Origin of the sequence: Mycobacterium sp. 1274761.0 (assembly GCF_001668615.1) — a bacterium.
GTDB lineage: Bacteria > Actinomycetota > Actinomycetes > Mycobacteriales > Mycobacteriaceae > Mycobacterium.
In genome coordinates this window covers 78,959-95,292 of the sequence record NZ_LZMC01000063.1, presented here as the reverse complement: position 1 = coordinate 95,292, position 16,334 = coordinate 78,959, and the positions used below count along the sequence as shown (strand labels likewise).

Genomic DNA, 16,334 nt, shown 5'->3' with positions numbered 1-16,334 from the left:
AGGTGAACGCCGCCGCGCAGCGCCTTCGTTCGATCGGCCAATGCGCGTTCCTGGGCGGCAGTAGCCGCCGCGCCTTCCCAGATGCTCCCGCCCGGCGTGTACGTGTGCCCAACGACTTCGGAGAGCCCGTCTTCCCAGCGGGTGGCCGTCGCATCCCACCACCCCGCGGCTACGGTGAGGTGCTCGGTGTCCCACGACTGGATCTCCGATAATCGCAGCATTGCGCCGCCGGAACTGGCGGACATGTCTACCTGGAATTCGGTACTGCCGCAATGGCAGCTGTGGACGCGTATTCGGTTGCGGTTAAGGCAGTTCCGCCGGAAGACAGCGCAGCCGCGGTTGACCGCAGGCGGTCCGCGATGGCTCTCTCGGCGGCGGAGGTGGCGACGAGGGCGACGTTGACGGCGGCCGTCGTCGATTGCACACCTTTCACTGGGACCGCAGGTGCACCCGTCCCCGTGAATGATGCCGCGAGGCCGTCGATTTTGCCTGCCGCGGCTTGCAGCGCCGCAGGATCGACGCGAACTGACGACATCAGACAACCGTAGCGCCGCGAGCGAGATGCCCGCTCCACGAATTCGGTGCAGGAACGGGGTGGAAAATTCGGTAGCGTCGGCACCATGTCATGGGCGCGCGATGAGGTGCTGTTTAGGGCGCAATCGGGCCTGTTGGGTCTGCGGGCGGTGCAGAACCTGGTGTTCAGGGAGTTGCGCGGCGCCACAGGACGAGCGCAGGAGGAGGTCGTCCAGCAGGCGCTGGTCGATCTGGTGCGTTCGCTGGTCGATGACAGGCTGGCCGTCGTCGGCGATCGCACGCAGGCTGGATTCGTGCCCTGGACAATCCCCGTCGTCGATGGACTCGACGGTCGTGAGGGTTGGCTACAGCTAACCGAGGCGGGACGCGCAGCAGCTCGGGATGTGCCCGTCGGAGACGAAGAAGTGCCGGACACCGCTGCGACGCAATGGGACTGGCCGTTTGCGCAGGCGGCGGCCCGCGTGTTGGTCTACGGCACGATCGATTGGGTCGAACTGGGTCAGATCCATTGGCGTGTCAAAGAGGTCAGCCCGGACGTACCGATCCAGGTGGTGCAACAGCGCACGCTTGACTTGATCGCCGAGCTCATCCGAGGCGGGCTGGTGGTGGTGGGCTCCATCGACGCCGAGGCGTGCGGGTTCGTGGCGTGGGATTGCCCGGTGGAGGACGCACTTGACCGGATACGCGCGGTGTACGTCGACAGGTTCGACGATGAGTCCGCGTGGGAATGGTTCTGCTTGCTGGAGTTGACCCGCCGAGGCACAGTGCTGGCCAAGGCGATCGAGGCGCAGACGCCTCCTTGAGCCCTTAAGCCACCGCGTACAGCCGGTGCTTGCCGGAAAACCCCTTCAGTTCGACCTCGCGTCCGTCGTCGAAGTCGATGTCCTCCACACCGTCGAGCGAATCCCGCACCGACTCGCTCACCAAAGTCTGACCACCGTCGGCCTGGGCCGCCACCCGTGCCGCCATCGCGACATTGCGGCCGAAGAGGTCATCGCCACGGCGCACCGACTTACCCGTGTGGATGCCGATACGGACCCGAATCCCGTTGGGCCGCCGCCGGAGTGCGCGTTGAACGTCGACGCTGCACCGCACCGCCTGCTCGGCTTCGGCGAACGCGACCATGAACCCGTCGCCCTGGCTTTTGACGACGTGACCCCGGTGGTCATGGACAAGTCTGCGGATCAGCTTGTCGTGCCGGCCCATCAGGCGGGCCCAGGCGCGGTCACCAATGCGCTCGTTGAGCGCCGTCGACTCCTCGATGTCGGTGAACAGGATCGCCACTTTGCCGTCGGGCGCGAGCCGGGCCAGGTCGGGACGTTCCACCTCGGCCCAGTCGGCGAGGTCTTCGATCGACGAACGCACTGCCGCGCCCAAGCCCTCCTTGCGAATGATGTTGGCCGTCTGCCACACGGTCTTGACGGCTTCGCGCCCGCCGGTCAACAGCATCTGACGGGTGTCAACCCGGGAGTGCAATTCCTCGGCTTCCCGACGGGCCCGGGTCAGCAACACCCACAGCACGCCGAGCGCGACGGCCTCGCCGACGGCCAGCACCGCGAGGGCATACACAGCGATCTGCATCCCGTTCACGGCTCAAGTATTGGATGCTGATGTCGTGAAGCGACAGCCGCCCTACTACGAGAGCAGGTTCATCCGCGCCAACGACCCCGATCGTGCGCGGGCGCTGTGGCTGCGCTGGACCCTGCTGATGCCGACCACAGGCGCGCCCGTCGCCGACTCCTGGGTCATGCTGTTCGACCCCGACGGCGCGGGCAACCGGGCGCTCAAACAGCCTTTTCCCATCGATCAGGCTGATTTCGGTGACGAGACGTGGACGGCCTGCATCGGCGCGACATGCATTGACGACCACGCGGCTAGCGGCACGGTGACGGGCGCAAGGTGGGACCTGCAGATCACTCCCGGCGACGAAGCGCCGGTCAAATTGCTCACCGACCGCGCGTATAAGGCCAGGTTCCCGGCCGCCAAGACCATGGTTCGTCATCCGCTCGCCCGGTTCGACGGCCATATCGAGCTCCACCACGCCGACGTGCAGGTGGACCGGTGGACCGGAAGCGTCAACCACAACTGGGGCCGGCGCCACACCCCGGCGTATGCGTTCGGTCAGGTCTGCGGATTCGACGATGCGCCGGAATCGAGCCTGGAGATCGTGACCGCACGCGCGGCCATCGGCCCCGTCTCGCTGCCCGCGGCCACGCTCCTGGTGCTGTGTCATGACGGCCGGCAGCTGGCGGCACGCTCGATGCTCGACGCTCGCCACACCCGCGGCGAGTACCGGCCCTTCAGCTGGTCGTTCGGCGCGCGGCTAGGTGACGTGACCGTCGACGGCGAGATCACCGCATCACCGGGCGACATCATCGGGCTCACCTACACCGACACCAACGGTGAACCGAAGTACTGCTACAACTCCGCGCTGGCGACATGTCGAATCCGTCTGTCCGGAAAAGGAATTGCGGCGACCGATCTCAGTGCCACCCGGCGCGCGATGTTCGAGATCCTGACCGACGCCCGCGACGACCGGGTCCGGCTTCTGGCCTAGCTGAATGCGTTGGTGATCGCGGCCATGTCGAAATAGTCGCGCCAGGCCTTGATCTGGCCGCCCTCGATTTCGAACACCCCGACCACGGGCAGCGGTATCGGGTCGCCGTCCTTGCGGCGCATGACGTCGGTGCGCTCGTTCATCACCACATCGCCGTCGCTGACTTGCCGATGCACCTGGAAGTCGATGCCGTCGAACCCGGCCAGGAAGCCCCCAATGAACTGCTTGATGGCCTCGCGCCCCTGCACCGGTTCCATCGGAATGTTGTGGTAGACGCCGTCTTCGGCGAAGTAGCCCGCCAACTCGTCCGGGTCGGGCGTCGTCCACTTCTTGCAGAACTCGGTCACCAGGGCGTCGGCTGAGTGCGTCATGCCATGAATGAAAGCCACCGAGGCCACGAAAATCAACCCTCATCGCGCACCCTGTTTGTCCAGGTCAGCTCACGTCACGTTTCGCGTCGACGAAATCCCCGTGCCAGCAACGGTCGAGACCCTATGCTGGGCGCGTTGAACAGTCCATGACCGGCGGAGGGGCGCATGGCCTGTGCGGAGCCATTGACATGACAGGCAATTTGCTCGCAGGGCGCGATACCGAACTCACCGCGATTCGTCGTGCGCTGAGCGGAACCGGCAATTACTCCGGCGTCGTGATCTGCGGCGCGGCGGGCGTTGGCAAGACCCGCCTCGCCCGCGAGGTGCTCGCCCGTGCCCGGGCCGCCGGTGAACGGACCAACTGGATCACCGGCACCGAGTCCGCTCGTCCGCTACCGCTCGGTGCATTTACCGGGACGATCACCGAGACGGCCGGAAGCTCGATGCCCGACGTCAGTCGCCTCATCAATTCCTTTGTCGCCCAACAACGTCAAGGCAAGGTGTTGATCGGCGTCGACGATGCGCACCTTCTCGACGGCTTGTCGGCGCACGTGGTGCATCAACTCGCGCAGACCCGCGGCCCGCGTTTGATCGTCACCATGCGAACCGGCGAGAACGAGCCCGACGCGATTACGGCTCTGTGGAAGGACGGCCTGCTCGCGCGACTCGATCTGGAACCACTGTCCGAGCAAGGGACGCGCAGCCTGATCGAGTCGACGCTCGACGGCGCGGTGGACGCCCGCAGCGCGCAACGGTTTTGGAAACTCACCGGCGGCAACGCCTTGTTCCTGCGTCAGCTGCTCAACGATCAGATCGCGGCGGGGCGCATGCAGCAGGTCGCCGGGGTATGGATGTGGGACGACCGGGTCGCGGTGTCGCAGAGCATCACTGACATGGTCGGCCGCCGACTCGGTGAGTTGTCTGACGGAGTGGCCCTGGTGGTCGACGCGTTGTCACAGTGTGAACCGTTGGCCGTCGACGTGCTGTGCACCGTGGCCGACCGTACCGATTTGGAAACCGCCGAGCAGATGCGGCTGGTAACCGTCGAGCGCTCCGCCAACCAGCGCATGGCGCGGTTGGCCCATCCGCTCTACGGAGAGCTGCGCCGCGCAGGCGCGGGGGAGATGTACCTGTCGCGCATTCGGGGCAAGCTCGCCCGGGGCCTGGGCGACCGGACCGACGCCGACATGCAGTCGACGGTGCGACGCGCCCTGCTCACCCTTGAATCGGACCTGCCCGCCGACCCCGAGCTGTTCGTCGAGGCTGCCCGCTTTGCGATGACGCTGCTGGACCTGGAGCTCGCCGACCGGTTCGCCACCGCTGCGGTGTCAGCGGGCGCCGCCGAAGCGCCCGGCGTACAGGCCATGAACTTGGTGCTGCGCGGCCGCGGCGACGACGCCGAGAAGTTCCTCAAGGAGATCACCGCTGACGGTCATGACGACGTCCACCGGTGGTCGACAGTGCGTGCGGCCAATCTCATCTGGATCCTGGGTCGGCCCGCCGATGCCGCCGCCATTCTCGACGGCCTGGCAGCCGGGCCGGAAACGCCGGCTGAGGCCGCCTCTCGAGCTGCGGTACAGGCATGCGTCGAAGCGGTCTACGGACGCTGTGAAGCCGCTGCCGAAAAGGCAACCGCGGCATTGGATTCCGGCCATCTCAGTGACTTCCACGCCATGATGGCGTCCTTCGCGTTGGTGATGGCGCTCGGCGCCCTTGGCCGGGGGGACGAGCTCACCGCCGTCGCCGACGGGGCGCTCGATCGGGCGTCGACGTCGTTTCAAACGGCACCCCTGCGGTTCTGGTTCGGCGGCGTCTATGCCCGCGCGTGCCGGCTGACCGGCCGTATCGACGACTGCGCAACGCTCGCCAAACAGATGGCGGACTCGGTGAACGAGGTGCCCGGTCTGGCGTATGCGAACCTCGTGTTTCTGCTCGGGCAATCGGACCTGATGCGCGGCGAATTGCCCGGGTCGATCAAGCTGCTGCACGAGGCGCTCGCCGGCGTCGAACATCACGGCATCACAACGGGCTTGCGGCCCGCAACGTGTTTTGCGCTGACCGAGGCGCACGCCAAACTCGGTCAGTCGGCCGAGGCGAACGCGGCTCTCGAGGAGGCCCGCGCCAATGTCCCCGACAGCTACGTGTACATGCACACCGCGCTGGCGATCGCGACCGGATGGGCGCTTGCGGCAAGCGGATTCCTTTCCGACGCGGTGACGACGGTCCGCGACGCCGCCGTGCGGGCACGCTATCGCGGGCAGCCGACGCACGAACTGATCTGCCTGCAGGTGGCGGCGCAATGGGGCGACGCCTCGATGGCCGATCGCGCGCGGGTGCTGGCCGACGAGCTGTCGCTGCCGCTGGCCGATGCCGTCGCCCGGCACACCGAAGCGCTGGCGGCCAAAGACGGCGAGGCCCTGCTCTCCGCGTCCAACGACTACCGGGCGCTGGGCGATCGCGCGACGGCCGCCGACGCCGCTGCGCAGGCCGCGGTCGCGTTCTCGCAGAGTCAGCAGCGGCGGCGCCGGCTGTACGCGGCGGCGATCGCGCAGGGTCTGTCCGAAGAATGCGGCGGGTTGAGCACGCCGGCGTTGCGCAGCCCGACCGGCCATCCGCTGACTCAGCGGCAGCGCGAAATCGCCGAGCTGGCGATTGCGGGCATGTCCAACAAGGACATCGCTAAGCGGCTCTATATGTCGGTTCGCAGTGTCGAGGGACACCTGTATCGGGCCTGCCAGCGGGTCGGCGCCAACTCTCGTGAGGAGCTGGCCGCCATCATCCGTCGAGGCCCGGCCGCAACCGATTGATGGGCCCGGAAAGTCCGGTGGAGCTCCCTGCTTTTTACGGGTGACCAAACAATTGGGGCCGGGTATTCAAACTTATTGCGGCAGACCGGATTTCGTAACGGTCGGGTTGCAGGGTCTGCTGCGGCGCCGGTAGCATGTGCTGCAGCGAAGGGGAGTAGCCCCCAATTCGGGCAATCGACATACTGGTCCGCGCGACCCGGTTCCCGAGCCGGCCTGGTGGCCGGTGGGCGAGACCTTCGACCGTACGAGCCGTTTCGGCTGTCGGTCGGAGGCGTCTGGACAAGCTTCCGAGCGGCAGCCACCGACCGAGGAGTTGTTGGTGTTCGCAGCGTTGCTGTTGAGCTTCGCCGTCATCTTCGTCGCCGAGCTTGGCGACAAATCGCAGTTGATGGCGATGACTTTCGCGTTGCGTCATCGCTGGTGGGTCGTCCTCGGCGGCATCACCGTCGCCACCACCGCGGTGCATCTGATCTCGGTCGCCGTCGGCCACTATCTGGGCGCTGCGCTGCCCACTCACCTGCTGGGCATCTTCGCCGGCGTGGCGTTTGTCCTGTTCGGGTTGTGGACGCTGCGAGGCGATTCGCTGTCCGACGACGAGGCAACCCGCGCCCAGCGATCCAACGCACCGGCGTTCCTCGCCGTCACCTCCGCATTTCTGCTCGCCGAACTGGGCGACAAGACGATGCTCGCGACCATCACGCTCGCCGCCGACAACGACTGGGTAGGGGTGTGGATCGGCTCGACGCTGGGCATGGTCGCCGCCGATGCCTTGGCGATCGTGATCGGCGCGATCGCGGGTAAGCATCTGCCCGAGCGGTTCATCCAGCTCGCGGCGGCCGCGTCGTTCGTCGCCTTCGGCACCTATGTCCTCGTCGGCAGCTTCTTCTCCGGCCTCCCCGCGGTGGCGATTGCCGCGATCGCGGTCGGTGTCGTCGTGCTGCTCGGTGTGGTCTTGCGCGCGCTGCCGCAGCGGTGGCGTCCGCCCGTGCTGCGGCCGCAGCCGCCGGCGGTGCCCGTGCCCGCTAATAGCCTTCGCTGAGGACGCGGTCGAGCTGTCGGCGTCTGGGGGCTCACCGGTTGACGAACTCGACCACGACGTCGCTGAACGCGTCGTTGTCGTCACCCGCCGCGGTGTGTCCGGCGTCGGACAGCTCGACGAACTCGGCGTGCGGCACGGTGGCGAGGAAGTGCTTGACGCCTTCCTCGCTGACCACATCGGAAAGCCTGCCGCGGATCAGCAGGATCGGAATCGTCAGGCTGATGGCGGCCCGTTCGAGCTTTTCGTCGCGGACGAACGAATCGTCGATGGGCGCGGTCAGAAAAGCCGGGTCCCAGTGCCAGAACCAGCGCCCGTCGCGCAGCCGCAGGTTTTTCTTCAAACCCTCGGGGCTGCGCGGCTTTTTGCGATGCGGCAGGTATGCGGCGACGGCTTCTGCGGCCTCGTCCAGCGAGGTGAAGCCGTCGAGACCGCTGGCCATGAATTCGCGGATGCGGGCGCTGCCGTCCTTCTCATACCGCGGGACGACATCGACGAGCACGAGCTTGGTGACCTTCGTGGGGCCGCCCTGCTCGGCGGCGAGGATGCCCGTCATCCCGCCCATGCTGGCACCGATCAAGATCACCGGGCGGTTGATCTGGTCCATGACCGCGAGGGTGTCGGCACACAGCACGTCGACCGTGTAGTTGGCGTCGGGGGAGCGGTCACTGTCGCCGTGGCCGCGGGAGTCCAGCGCGACCACGTGCAGACCCTCGTCGGCCAGGATCTGGCAGGTGTTCTTCCAGGAATACCGGTTCTGTCCACCGCCGTGCAGAAACAGCACCGACGGCCGGTCGCCCGTCGCTGTGGCGTTCCATTCGTCGGCGATGAGCGTCAGGCCGTCGACACCCCGGAATTTCACCGTCTGTAGTTCACTTTGCCCAGCGCTCACGGACGTCCTCTCGACCAATCCCGGCGCTCACGTTACCCAGCGTCGAAACGCGGTTATTCAAGACGGTGACCAAACGGCGACCAGCAGCCGACCTAGACTTGGCGAGCGTGCAGCCCGGCCCGGCGACCGGCGATGACCGCCAGGAAATCATCGACGCGGCCTATAGCTGTCTGTCCGAGCCGCACAGCGGACCCATCCCGGTCGCTGCGATCCTCGAGCGCGCCGCCTTGTCGACCCGGGCGTTCTACCGCCACTTCGCGTCGAAGGACGAACTGTTCCTGGCGATGCTGCAGCAGGAGGCCGGGGCGCTGGTCGACCGGCTGGACCGCATCGCCGACGAGTCACCCGGTGATCCGGTCACCCAGCTGAACCAGTGGGTCGAGATGATGTTCGATCTCGCGCACGACCCGCGGCTGCGAAGCCACCTCACCGTCATCGACTCGGACGAGGTGCGCGCAGCCAAGGGGTATCGGGAGACCCGCGAGCGCCTGCACACCGACCGCGAACGATCGCTGCAGCGAATTCTCGCGCGCGGCCGAGACGACGGCTCGTTTCCGCTAGCCGACCCCGCAGCCGACGCGGTCGCCATCAGCGCAATCGTCAGTCGTGAGCTGACTACCTCGGCAGGCACCGAAGAGGCCCTTCGGCAGAGCAAGGCCCGCGTACTGGACTTCTCGATGCGGGCATTGGGCGCGTGCCGCGCCCGCAGATGAGTTTCGGCGGTCCGGCCGGTCTGTCTTGGTGTCACGTTCGCGAAAGAGATAGAGAGGCCCCCATGCCGGCCATCACCCCGTCCCTGTGGTTCGACGACAACCTCGAAGAGGCCGCCGAGTTTTACACCTCGGTCTTTCCGAACTCGTCGGTTGAGGAACTCCATCGCACGACGGACGCGGGCCCAGGCGAACCCGGTAGCGTGCTGTCCGGTGTCTTCGTCTTGGACGGCACCCGATTTATCGGCATCAACGGTGGTCCACACTTCCGGTTCTCCGAAGCGGTGTCGTTCATGGTGCATTGCAAGGACCAGGCCGAGGTCGACTACTACTGGGACCGGCTCGTCGACGGCGGCGAGGAGTCGCAATGCGGCTGGCTCAAGGACCGTTTCGGGCTTAGCTGGCAGATTGTGCCCGATCGGCTGTTCGAGCTGACCACCGATCCAGATCCGGCCCGCGCGGCTGCGGCCACCGGGGCGATGCTCGGCATGCGCAAGATCGTCATCGCCGAACTCGAGGATGCTGTCGCCCGCGCGTGACGGGCTTTTGTCAGGTTCTCAGCCGCGTGATCCACTCGATGGTGGCGTCACAGATCGGCTCGACATCGGTGGCGTCGTCGCACGCGGTGACCATCAGCGACGCTTCCGACATGATCGCGATCAGAACTCGCGAGAGCAGTTGACCGCGCGCGGACGAGTCCACGTCGAGCACTCCCATCCATCGCTGGAAGAACGTCAGCGTGTTCTTGCGTCGCAGCGGCTCGAAATCGGCAGGGACATCCCCGGATGCCATCACCTTGGCCGCGCGCCGGTTCTGCCATATCGCATTCAGATAGGCGCGGGTATGCAGCGCGAAGGCCTGCTGGCTGTCCAGGCTCGCGGCGTCGTCGGTGGCCGCCGCGAGGCGGAGCTCGACGTCGGCGGACAGCCGATCATAGATGGCCAAAAACAGCTCTTTCTTGCCGCCGAAATGATGGTAGATGCTGCCGATGCTGGCGCCTGACCGTCCAACGATGTCGGCCATGGTGGCCGCCGAGAAACCTCGCGTGCTGAAGATGTCGGTCGCCGCGTCGAGGATGCGCTGCTGCGTGGCGTCGGTTTTCGACCAACGCCGCTGGGGCGACGTCATTCCGACACGCTAACCGATTCTGGAACTCGGTTCTAGAAGAATCATGGCGGTTCTTTCATTTCGCGTCGCACGCTGTGGCCGCCGGGTGGTTCTCAGGTTCCGGCACGTACCTTGGACCGGACATACGCACGCCTGGACGCAGGCCGCCGCGCCACAGAGGAGCAACATGGCAGACGATGCTGGGGCCCCCGACGGGGACGTGAGCGAGGAAACGGCGCAGGACACGGCAGCCGCCGACCGTGGCGCTGAGGGTGCCGACAAGCCGACGGCCGAGGACACCACCGCGAAGCAGGCGCCGGTGAAGACGCCGATGTCGCACGTCCGGCTCGCCACGATCCTGGGGTCGGTCGGGGTCGTCGCCTTGGCCGGCCTGTGCGGTTGGCTCGGCTGGCGTACCTACCAGTCGAACGAGGCGGCGCAGCAGCGCAACCTGTACCTGCAGGTGGGCCGGCAGGCGGCGGTGAACCTCACCACGATCGACTTCGAGCACGCCGACGAAGACGTGCAGCGCGTGTTGGACTCCTCGACCGGCACCTTTTACGACGATTTTCAGGCGCGGGCGCAACCGTTCAAAGAGGTTGTCAAGCAGGCGAAGTCGAAATCCGTCGGCAACGTCACCGAGGCCGGCGTCGAGTCGATCAACGAGGACGGCGCCGATGTGCTCGTCGCTGTCACCGTCAAGACGTCCAATGCCGGTGCGGCAGAACAGGAGCCACGCGCCTGGCGAATGCGGATCACCGTGCAAAAAGTCGGCGACGGTGCCAAGGTGGCCAATGTGAGGTTCGTATCATGACCGAGAACAAGCATGTGAGCGAGGACTCCGTCGACGACACCTCGGCTCGTGTGGACACCGACACCGGCACGGATACAGAGGGTAAGCACGCCGCACCCGAGACCGCGCTGACCGCCGACGACGACGCCGCTGTCGCCAGTTTCGCCGAACCCAAGCGCCCGATCGACTGGGCGCGTGTCGTGGCGTACGGCGTGCTGCCGGCATTGATGCTCCTCCTGGTGATCGGCGCCGGGTGGCTGAAGTTCATGGACTCAGCTGCGCGTGACAGCGACATCGTCGGGGAGCAGTCGGTTCAGGCCGCCAAGGACAGCACGATCGCGTTGCTGTCGTACAAACCCGATACCGTCGAGCAGCAGCTGACCGCGGCCCGCGACCGGCTCACCGGCGGATTTCGCGATCAGTACACCGATCTCACCAAAAACATCGTGATTCCCGGCGCCAGGGAGAAACAGATATCGGCCGTCGCCAGTGTGCCTGCGGCGGCGTCGGTATCGGCGAATCCGGGCCGCGCCGTCGTGCTGTTGTTCGTCAACCAGACCGTGACGATCGGCACCGGTGTACCCACCGATACCGCATCCAGCGTGCGCGTCACCCTGGACAAGTCGGGTGACCGCTGGCTGATCTCGGAATTCACCCCGGTCTAGGCCCCCATGACCGAGCCGGAATGGATCGACGTCGCCACCCCGGCAGTGCACCTGCGCGCGTTGAGCTGGGGGCCGACGGACAGGCCAGTCGCGTTGTGTCTCCACGGCTTTCCTGACACCCCGTACGGATGGCGGAAACTCGTGCCGCTCCTTGTCGACGCGGGCTGGCGTGTGGTGGCGCCGTTCATGCGTGGCTACGCGCCGTCGTCGACCGCCGCGGACGACAGCTATCACATCGGTGCGCTGATCGACGATGCGCTGCGTGTGCTGGATGCAGTCGGCGCAGGCGGACGCGACGTCGTGATCGGTCATGACTGGGGCGCCCAAACCGCGGTCGGTCTGGCCGCGATGCCGGACACGCCGATTGCATCGGCCGTACTGATGTCGTTTCCGCCCTTCGCGTCATTTCAGCCATGGGGCCGCGCTCCGGACCCGGTCCGCCTCGCCGCACAGATACCGCGTCAGTTGCTGCGCAGCTGGTATGTCATGTACTTCCTTTTGCCCTTCCTGCCAGAGCTTTCCGGTTTTCGGGTGGTTCGCTCCCTGTGGCGCCAATGGTCACCGGGTTACGACGAGGACGACGACATTGCGCTCGTCGAGGCGGCTATCGGGGCACCGGAGAACTGGCGCGCGGCGCTTGCGACATATCGGGACAACTTCCGGTTCACCGCACCGCCGGAGCAGTATGCGGAGTTGCATCAATGGTTCCTGAAGCCCCCTGCGATACCGACGCTGTATCTGCATGGGGATGACGACGGTTGTGTCGCACCGGATTACATCTCGTGGGTGGAACGGATCCTGCCACCCCACAGCGATGCCTTCGTGGTGGAGGGCGCAGGCCATTTCCTGCAGCTGGAGCAGCCTGAGGTGGTGGGCGGTCATGTCATCGACTTCATCGGGCGACCCTGACCCGTCGCGATGAGCATGTGCCGGCTTGCCGCGGTCGATGCGCAGACCTACTGGATGTCGGCCAAGGTCCCCAATGATCAATTTCTGCTGTACGGATTCGACGGCGTCCCAGCCGATTTCGAGCGAGCGGTCGCCGAGGTTCGCGACCGTGCGGCAGGCTGTGCGGAATTGCGGCTGCTGGTGCGCGACGGGAGTGCCTTCACATATCCTGCCTGGGTGACCGGCGATGTGGCCGGGCAGTTCATCACGCAGGAGCTCGCCGACAATAGCTGGTCCGGCTGCCTGGAATCGGTGGGCCGACTCGCCGCCAACCAGCTTGACCCTCGGGTCGCTCCGTGGCGTCTGCACATCTTCAGCCCGGTCATCGGTGTACCGGGCGCTTCGGGTGCGGGAACCGTTGTGGTGCTGCAGATGTCGCACGTGCTGGCTGACGGCCAACGGTCGTCGGAACTGGCGGCGCGGCTGTTGGGCCGTGCGGTCGACATCGCGCCGGTGCCGACGCCGCGGCTGCGCGCGATCAGGTCGCCGTGGCGCAGCGTCGTCGCCGCTCGCGCACACCGCCAGCTGGTCCGCGACACCGAATCGGGTCGCGTGCCGGCGCCGGCACCGACGCGGCCCGCGCTGCGCAGCAACGCCCGTCCGGCGGGTGCGCGCAGCCTGCGCACCCTGATTCGCCGCCGTGACCAACTGCCCGGAACGACGGTGACGATCGGCGTGCTGTGTGCCGTGTCGACCGCGCTCTCGGCGCACCTCCGCGAGCTGGACGATGACCCATCGACGCTCGGCGCAGAGGTACCGATGGCGAAAGCGGTCGCCCGCGAGGCACATAACAGCTTCGGCAATGTCGGCGTAAGCCTGTACCCAGAGCTCGCCGTCGACGAGCGTGGCGCGCGGATCGCCGCCGAGCTTGCCGACCGCCGGCGGCGGGCCGCACACCCGGCGCTGCGGGCGGCCAGCCAGGCGTTCGCGACCGTGCCCGCGCCGCTGCTGCGCTGGGGCGTGGCTCAATTCGATCCGACTCTGCGCTCGCCCACGGTGACCGGCAACACCGTCGTCTCGAGCGTCAACCGCGGTCCCGCCGATTTGCGCTTCGGTGACGCACCGGTGGTCGTCACCGCCGGCTACCCCGAGCTGTCGCCAATGATGGGCCTCACCCACGGCGTCCACGGGATCGGCAACACGATCGCGGTGAGCGTCCACGCCGCCGAGTCGGCGATCGGCGACGTCGACGCATACGTTGCCCGCCTCGACGGCGCCCTGGGCTGACGGTTCCTCCTCGGGTTTGCGCTGAGGGGGCGGAACCTTGACGACCAACCTAGAACACGTTCTAGTCTGTGAAGTCATGGGATTCCTGAAGCCCGACATGCCGGTTGTCGACTTCGACGAATGGGTCAAAGGCACCCGCTCGGAGAAGATCCGACCGATGGCCGAACACTGGGCCGAGGTCGGCTTTGGCACGCCGGTCGTGATGCACCTGTTCTACGTCGTCAAGATCCTGCTATACATCCTCGGCGGCTGGTTGTTCGCGCTGGCCACCAAGGGCATCGACGGCTTCACCAACATCGGTCAGTGGTGGACCGAGCCCATCTTCTTCGAGAAGGTCGTGCTCTACACGATGCTGTTCGAGGTGGTGGGCCTCGGCTGCGGGTTCGGGCCGCTGAACAACCGGTTCTTCCCGCCGCTGGGATCGATCTTGTACTGGTTGCGGCCCAACACCATTCGGCTCCCACCGTGGCCCGACCGCGTGCCGCTGACCAAAGGCACCGCGCGCAAACCGGTGGACGTCGTGCTGTACGGGGCGCTGCTGGTGGTCCTGCTGATCGCGCTGTTCTCCGACGGCACGGGACCGGTGCCCGTGCTCGGCACATCGATCGGTGTCCTGCCGATGTGGCAGATCTGGACCATTCTCGGGCTGCTGGCGCTGGCCGGACTGCGTGACAAGGTGATCTTCCTGGCCGCACGCGGAGAGGTCTACGGCTCGTTCACCGTGGCGTTCCTGTTCGCCGGCTACGGCGTGGACCTGATCATTGCCGCGAAGCTGGTGTGCGTCGCGATCTGGATGGGGGCCGCGACGTCAAAGCTGAACAAGCACTTCCCGTTTGTGATCTCGACGATGATGTCGAATAATCCGCTGGTCCGGACCAAACGGCTGAAGCGGAGGTTCTTCGAGCGGTTCCCCGACGATCTGCGGCCCGGTCGCGTGTCGCGGGTGATCGCTCATTTCAGCACCGCCGTCGAGATGCTGGTGCCGCTGGTGTTGCTGTTCTCCCACGGCGGCTGGCCGACGGCGATTGCGGCCTTCGTCATGTTCTGCTTCCACTTCGCGATCCTGTCGGCGATTCCCATGGGCGTGCCGCTTGAGTGGAACGTCTTCATGATCTTCTCGGTGATCACGCTGTTCGTCGGGCACGCCGAGGTGGGTCTCTCGCAGCTGACCACGCCGCTGCCCGTGCTGCTCTTTGCGGTGTTGGCCACCATCGTCGCGCTGGGCAACCTCTTCCCCCGCAAGATCTCGTTCCTGCCGGGGATGCGGTATTACGCCGGCAACTGGGACACTTCGTGGTGGTGTCTGAAGCCGTCGGCGAACGAGAAGATCGAGCGCGGTCTCGTCGCGATCGCGAGCATGCCAGCCTCCCAGCTGGAGAAGTTCTACGGCAGCCCGGAGCAGGCGATGATCTACCTCTACAAGGGATATGCGTTCCGCGGCTTCAACTCTCACGGCAAAGCGCTGCTGACACTGGTGCACAACGCGCTGGCCGGACGCAACGAAGACGACTACATCATCACCGAGGGCGAGCGGCTGTGCAGTACCGCTGTGGGGTGGAACTTCGGTGACGGCCACATGCACAACGAGCAGTTGATCGCCGCCATGCAGGAGCGCTGCGGGTTCGAACCGGACGAGGTGCGCGTCATCATGCTCGACGCGCAACCGATTCACCGGCAGCGGCAGCAGTACCGGTTGGTCGACGCCGCAACGGGGGAGTTCGAGCGCGGCTATGTCAACGTCGCCGACATGGTGACGGGACAGCCGTGGACCGACGACATACCCGTGCATGTCGAGTGGTCTGCCGACGACGCATCGAAACTGCGCACAGATCGCGAAACAAGCGGCTGAGGCGATCTCCCCGCAGTTTCGGCGAGGGGTCAGCCGACGACGTCGCGGACTTTGACGCTCTCGAGGCCCGTCAGCAGCAGGTTGCGCGCCGTGTCGAGGTGTTTGCGCCAGTGTGCTTCCGCCGCGGCCGCGTCGCCGGAGCGCATGATCTCCATCAGCCGGTGATAGGACCGCATCAGCTTGTCGTAGTCGGCTTTCGACACCGGGCGCCGCTCCTTGAACACGAACGTCATGTGGCGCACCGTGATCTCGTGCAGCATGCCCGAGATCATGGCGAGCGTGGCATTGCCGGACAGCTCGACGATCCTGCGGTGAAATTCACCAGTGGTCTCGGCGAGCCGCCCGGACTGCCAGCCGGCGGGAATGGTTCCGTCGAGCATGCGGTCGAGTTCATCAAACGCCTCGGCGTTGCCGGCTTCGGCGAGCAGCCGCACCGCCAAGGGTTCGACGCCCGAGCGCGCGGTCATCACGTCGGAAATCGTGGCGCCGGACAACTCGAGCAGAAGCCCCGCCGGGCGCGCGACGATCTCGGGGCCGGGCACCCGCACCCGTGCGCCGGTCCGCGATCCGCGGCGCACTTCGACGAGGCGCTCGGACTCCAGCACCCGAACGGCCTCGCGCAGGGTCGGCCTGCTGACGCCGAAGTGGGCCATCAGCTCGGCCTCGTTGGGCAGGTAGTCGCCCTCCTTCAGCTGGCCGTCGACGACCATGCGGCGTAGCGTTCCGGCGACGAGCTCGGCGGTCTTCGGCGAGCGGATCGGCCCGCCGCCCGGCGATGAAACCGCGTCGGGGCCGATCATCGGCGCCAACGGCGTGCTGTGAGCCACCACCACTCCTG

The 16,334-nt window shown here is 66.4% G+C and carries 17 protein-coding genes and 1 pseudogene; 11 read left to right on the top strand and 7 right to left on the bottom strand.

The genetic code is table 11. The features are described from left to right. Nucleotides 1-245 (bottom strand): annotated as a pseudogene (locus tag A5651_RS14125) (hypothetical protein); the annotation flags it as partial. A 2-nt stretch (nucleotides 246-247) separates the two neighbouring features. Continuing rightward, a complete protein-coding gene (locus A5651_RS25720; RefSeq protein ID WP_066981508.1) occupies nucleotides 248-535 on the bottom strand; it encodes a hypothetical protein in 288 nt (95 codons plus the stop codon). A gap of 85 nt (nucleotides 536-620) precedes the next feature. On the opposite strand from A5651_RS25720, the gene A5651_RS14115 reads away from it, so the two are divergent. After that, nucleotides 621-1,337 (top strand): hypothetical protein, encoded by a 717-nt coding sequence (locus tag A5651_RS14115; protein ID WP_066981505.1) that lies wholly within the window; start codon nucleotides 621-623, stop codon nucleotides 1,335-1,337. A 4-nt stretch (nucleotides 1,338-1,341) separates the two neighbouring features. On the opposite strand, the gene A5651_RS14110 is transcribed toward A5651_RS14115, so the two are convergent. Next, nucleotides 1,342-2,115 (bottom strand): adenylate/guanylate cyclase domain-containing protein, encoded by a 774-nt coding sequence (locus A5651_RS14110; RefSeq protein WP_066981556.1) that lies wholly within the window; start codon nucleotides 2,113-2,115, stop codon nucleotides 1,342-1,344. A 34-nt stretch (nucleotides 2,116-2,149) separates the two neighbouring features. Here A5651_RS14110 and A5651_RS14105 point away from each other — a divergent pair, with 34 nt between their 5' ends. Next, on the top strand, nucleotides 2,150-3,091 hold the full coding sequence (locus A5651_RS14105; RefSeq protein WP_231988685.1) for a hypothetical protein: 942 nt from the start codon (nucleotides 2,150-2,152) through the stop codon (nucleotides 3,089-3,091). On the opposite strand, the gene A5651_RS14100 is transcribed toward A5651_RS14105, so the two are convergent. After that, nucleotides 3,088-3,462: a limonene-1,2-epoxide hydrolase family protein gene (locus A5651_RS14100; RefSeq protein WP_066981499.1), complete on the bottom strand. Its 375-nt coding sequence runs from the start codon at nucleotides 3,460-3,462 to the stop codon at nucleotides 3,088-3,090. The genes A5651_RS14105 and A5651_RS14100 overlap by 4 nt on opposite strands. A gap of 188 nt (nucleotides 3,463-3,650) precedes the next feature. Here A5651_RS14100 and A5651_RS14095 point away from each other — a divergent pair, with 188 nt between their 5' ends. Next, complete coding sequence (locus A5651_RS14095) at nucleotides 3,651-6,269, top strand: LuxR family transcriptional regulator (RefSeq protein WP_066981495.1); 2,619 nt, start codon at nucleotides 3,651-3,653, stop codon at nucleotides 6,267-6,269. Nucleotides 6,270-6,588: 319 nt separating this feature from the next. Next, complete coding sequence (locus tag A5651_RS14090) at nucleotides 6,589-7,308, top strand: TMEM165/GDT1 family protein (protein ID WP_066981553.1); 720 nt, start codon at nucleotides 6,589-6,591, stop codon at nucleotides 7,306-7,308. 31 nt (nucleotides 7,309-7,339) lie between these two features. Here the strand turns inward: A5651_RS14090 and A5651_RS14085 are convergent, their stop codons facing one another. After that, nucleotides 7,340-8,197: an alpha/beta fold hydrolase gene (locus A5651_RS14085; RefSeq protein ID WP_066981550.1), complete on the bottom strand. Its 858-nt coding sequence runs from the start codon at nucleotides 8,195-8,197 to the stop codon at nucleotides 7,340-7,342. 107 nt (nucleotides 8,198-8,304) lie between these two features. Between A5651_RS14085 and A5651_RS14080 the strand changes: the two genes are divergently transcribed. Further along, entirely contained in the window at nucleotides 8,305-8,910 is a 606-nt protein-coding gene (locus A5651_RS14080; RefSeq protein WP_197496616.1) for a TetR/AcrR family transcriptional regulator, read from the top strand. 62 nt (nucleotides 8,911-8,972) lie between these two features. Continuing rightward, complete coding sequence (locus A5651_RS14075) at nucleotides 8,973-9,446, top strand: VOC family protein (protein WP_066981492.1); 474 nt, start codon at nucleotides 8,973-8,975, stop codon at nucleotides 9,444-9,446. 10 nt (nucleotides 9,447-9,456) lie between these two features. On the opposite strand, the gene A5651_RS14070 is transcribed toward A5651_RS14075, so the two are convergent. Continuing rightward, a complete protein-coding gene (locus A5651_RS14070) occupies nucleotides 9,457-10,035 on the bottom strand; it encodes a TetR/AcrR family transcriptional regulator (RefSeq protein WP_066981489.1) in 579 nt (192 codons plus the stop codon). Nucleotides 10,036-10,201: 166 nt separating this feature from the next. Here A5651_RS14070 and A5651_RS14065 point away from each other — a divergent pair, with 166 nt between their 5' ends. From A5651_RS14065 to A5651_RS14045, 5 genes are all read left to right on the top strand, one after another. Then, nucleotides 10,202-10,828, top strand: coding sequence for a tetratricopeptide repeat protein (locus A5651_RS14065; protein WP_066981486.1), 627 nt, complete (start codon nucleotides 10,202-10,204; stop codon nucleotides 10,826-10,828). Beyond that, nucleotides 10,825-11,472, top strand: coding sequence for a hypothetical protein (locus tag A5651_RS14060; RefSeq protein ID WP_066981483.1), 648 nt, complete (start codon nucleotides 10,825-10,827; stop codon nucleotides 11,470-11,472). Before A5651_RS14065 ends, A5651_RS14060 begins: the two co-directional genes overlap by 4 nt. Before the next feature lie 6 nt (nucleotides 11,473-11,478). Further along, on the top strand, nucleotides 11,479-12,381 hold the full coding sequence (locus A5651_RS14055) for an alpha/beta fold hydrolase (protein ID WP_066981480.1): 903 nt from the start codon (nucleotides 11,479-11,481) through the stop codon (nucleotides 12,379-12,381). A 9-nt stretch (nucleotides 12,382-12,390) separates the two neighbouring features. Then, on the top strand, nucleotides 12,391-13,647 hold the full coding sequence (locus A5651_RS14050) for a DUF1298 domain-containing protein (RefSeq protein WP_156662900.1): 1,257 nt from the start codon (nucleotides 12,391-12,393) through the stop codon (nucleotides 13,645-13,647). Nucleotides 13,648-13,723: 76 nt separating this feature from the next. Then, on the top strand, nucleotides 13,724-15,496 hold the full coding sequence (locus tag A5651_RS14045; RefSeq protein ID WP_066981477.1) for a DUF3556 domain-containing protein: 1,773 nt from the start codon (nucleotides 13,724-13,726) through the stop codon (nucleotides 15,494-15,496). Nucleotides 15,497-15,525: 29 nt separating this feature from the next. Here A5651_RS14045 and A5651_RS14040 read toward each other — a convergent pair whose 3' ends face one another. Next, on the bottom strand, nucleotides 15,526-16,323 hold the full coding sequence (locus tag A5651_RS14040) for a FadR/GntR family transcriptional regulator (protein WP_066981541.1): 798 nt from the start codon (nucleotides 16,321-16,323) through the stop codon (nucleotides 15,526-15,528). Nucleotides 16,324-16,334: the final 11 nt, after the last annotated feature.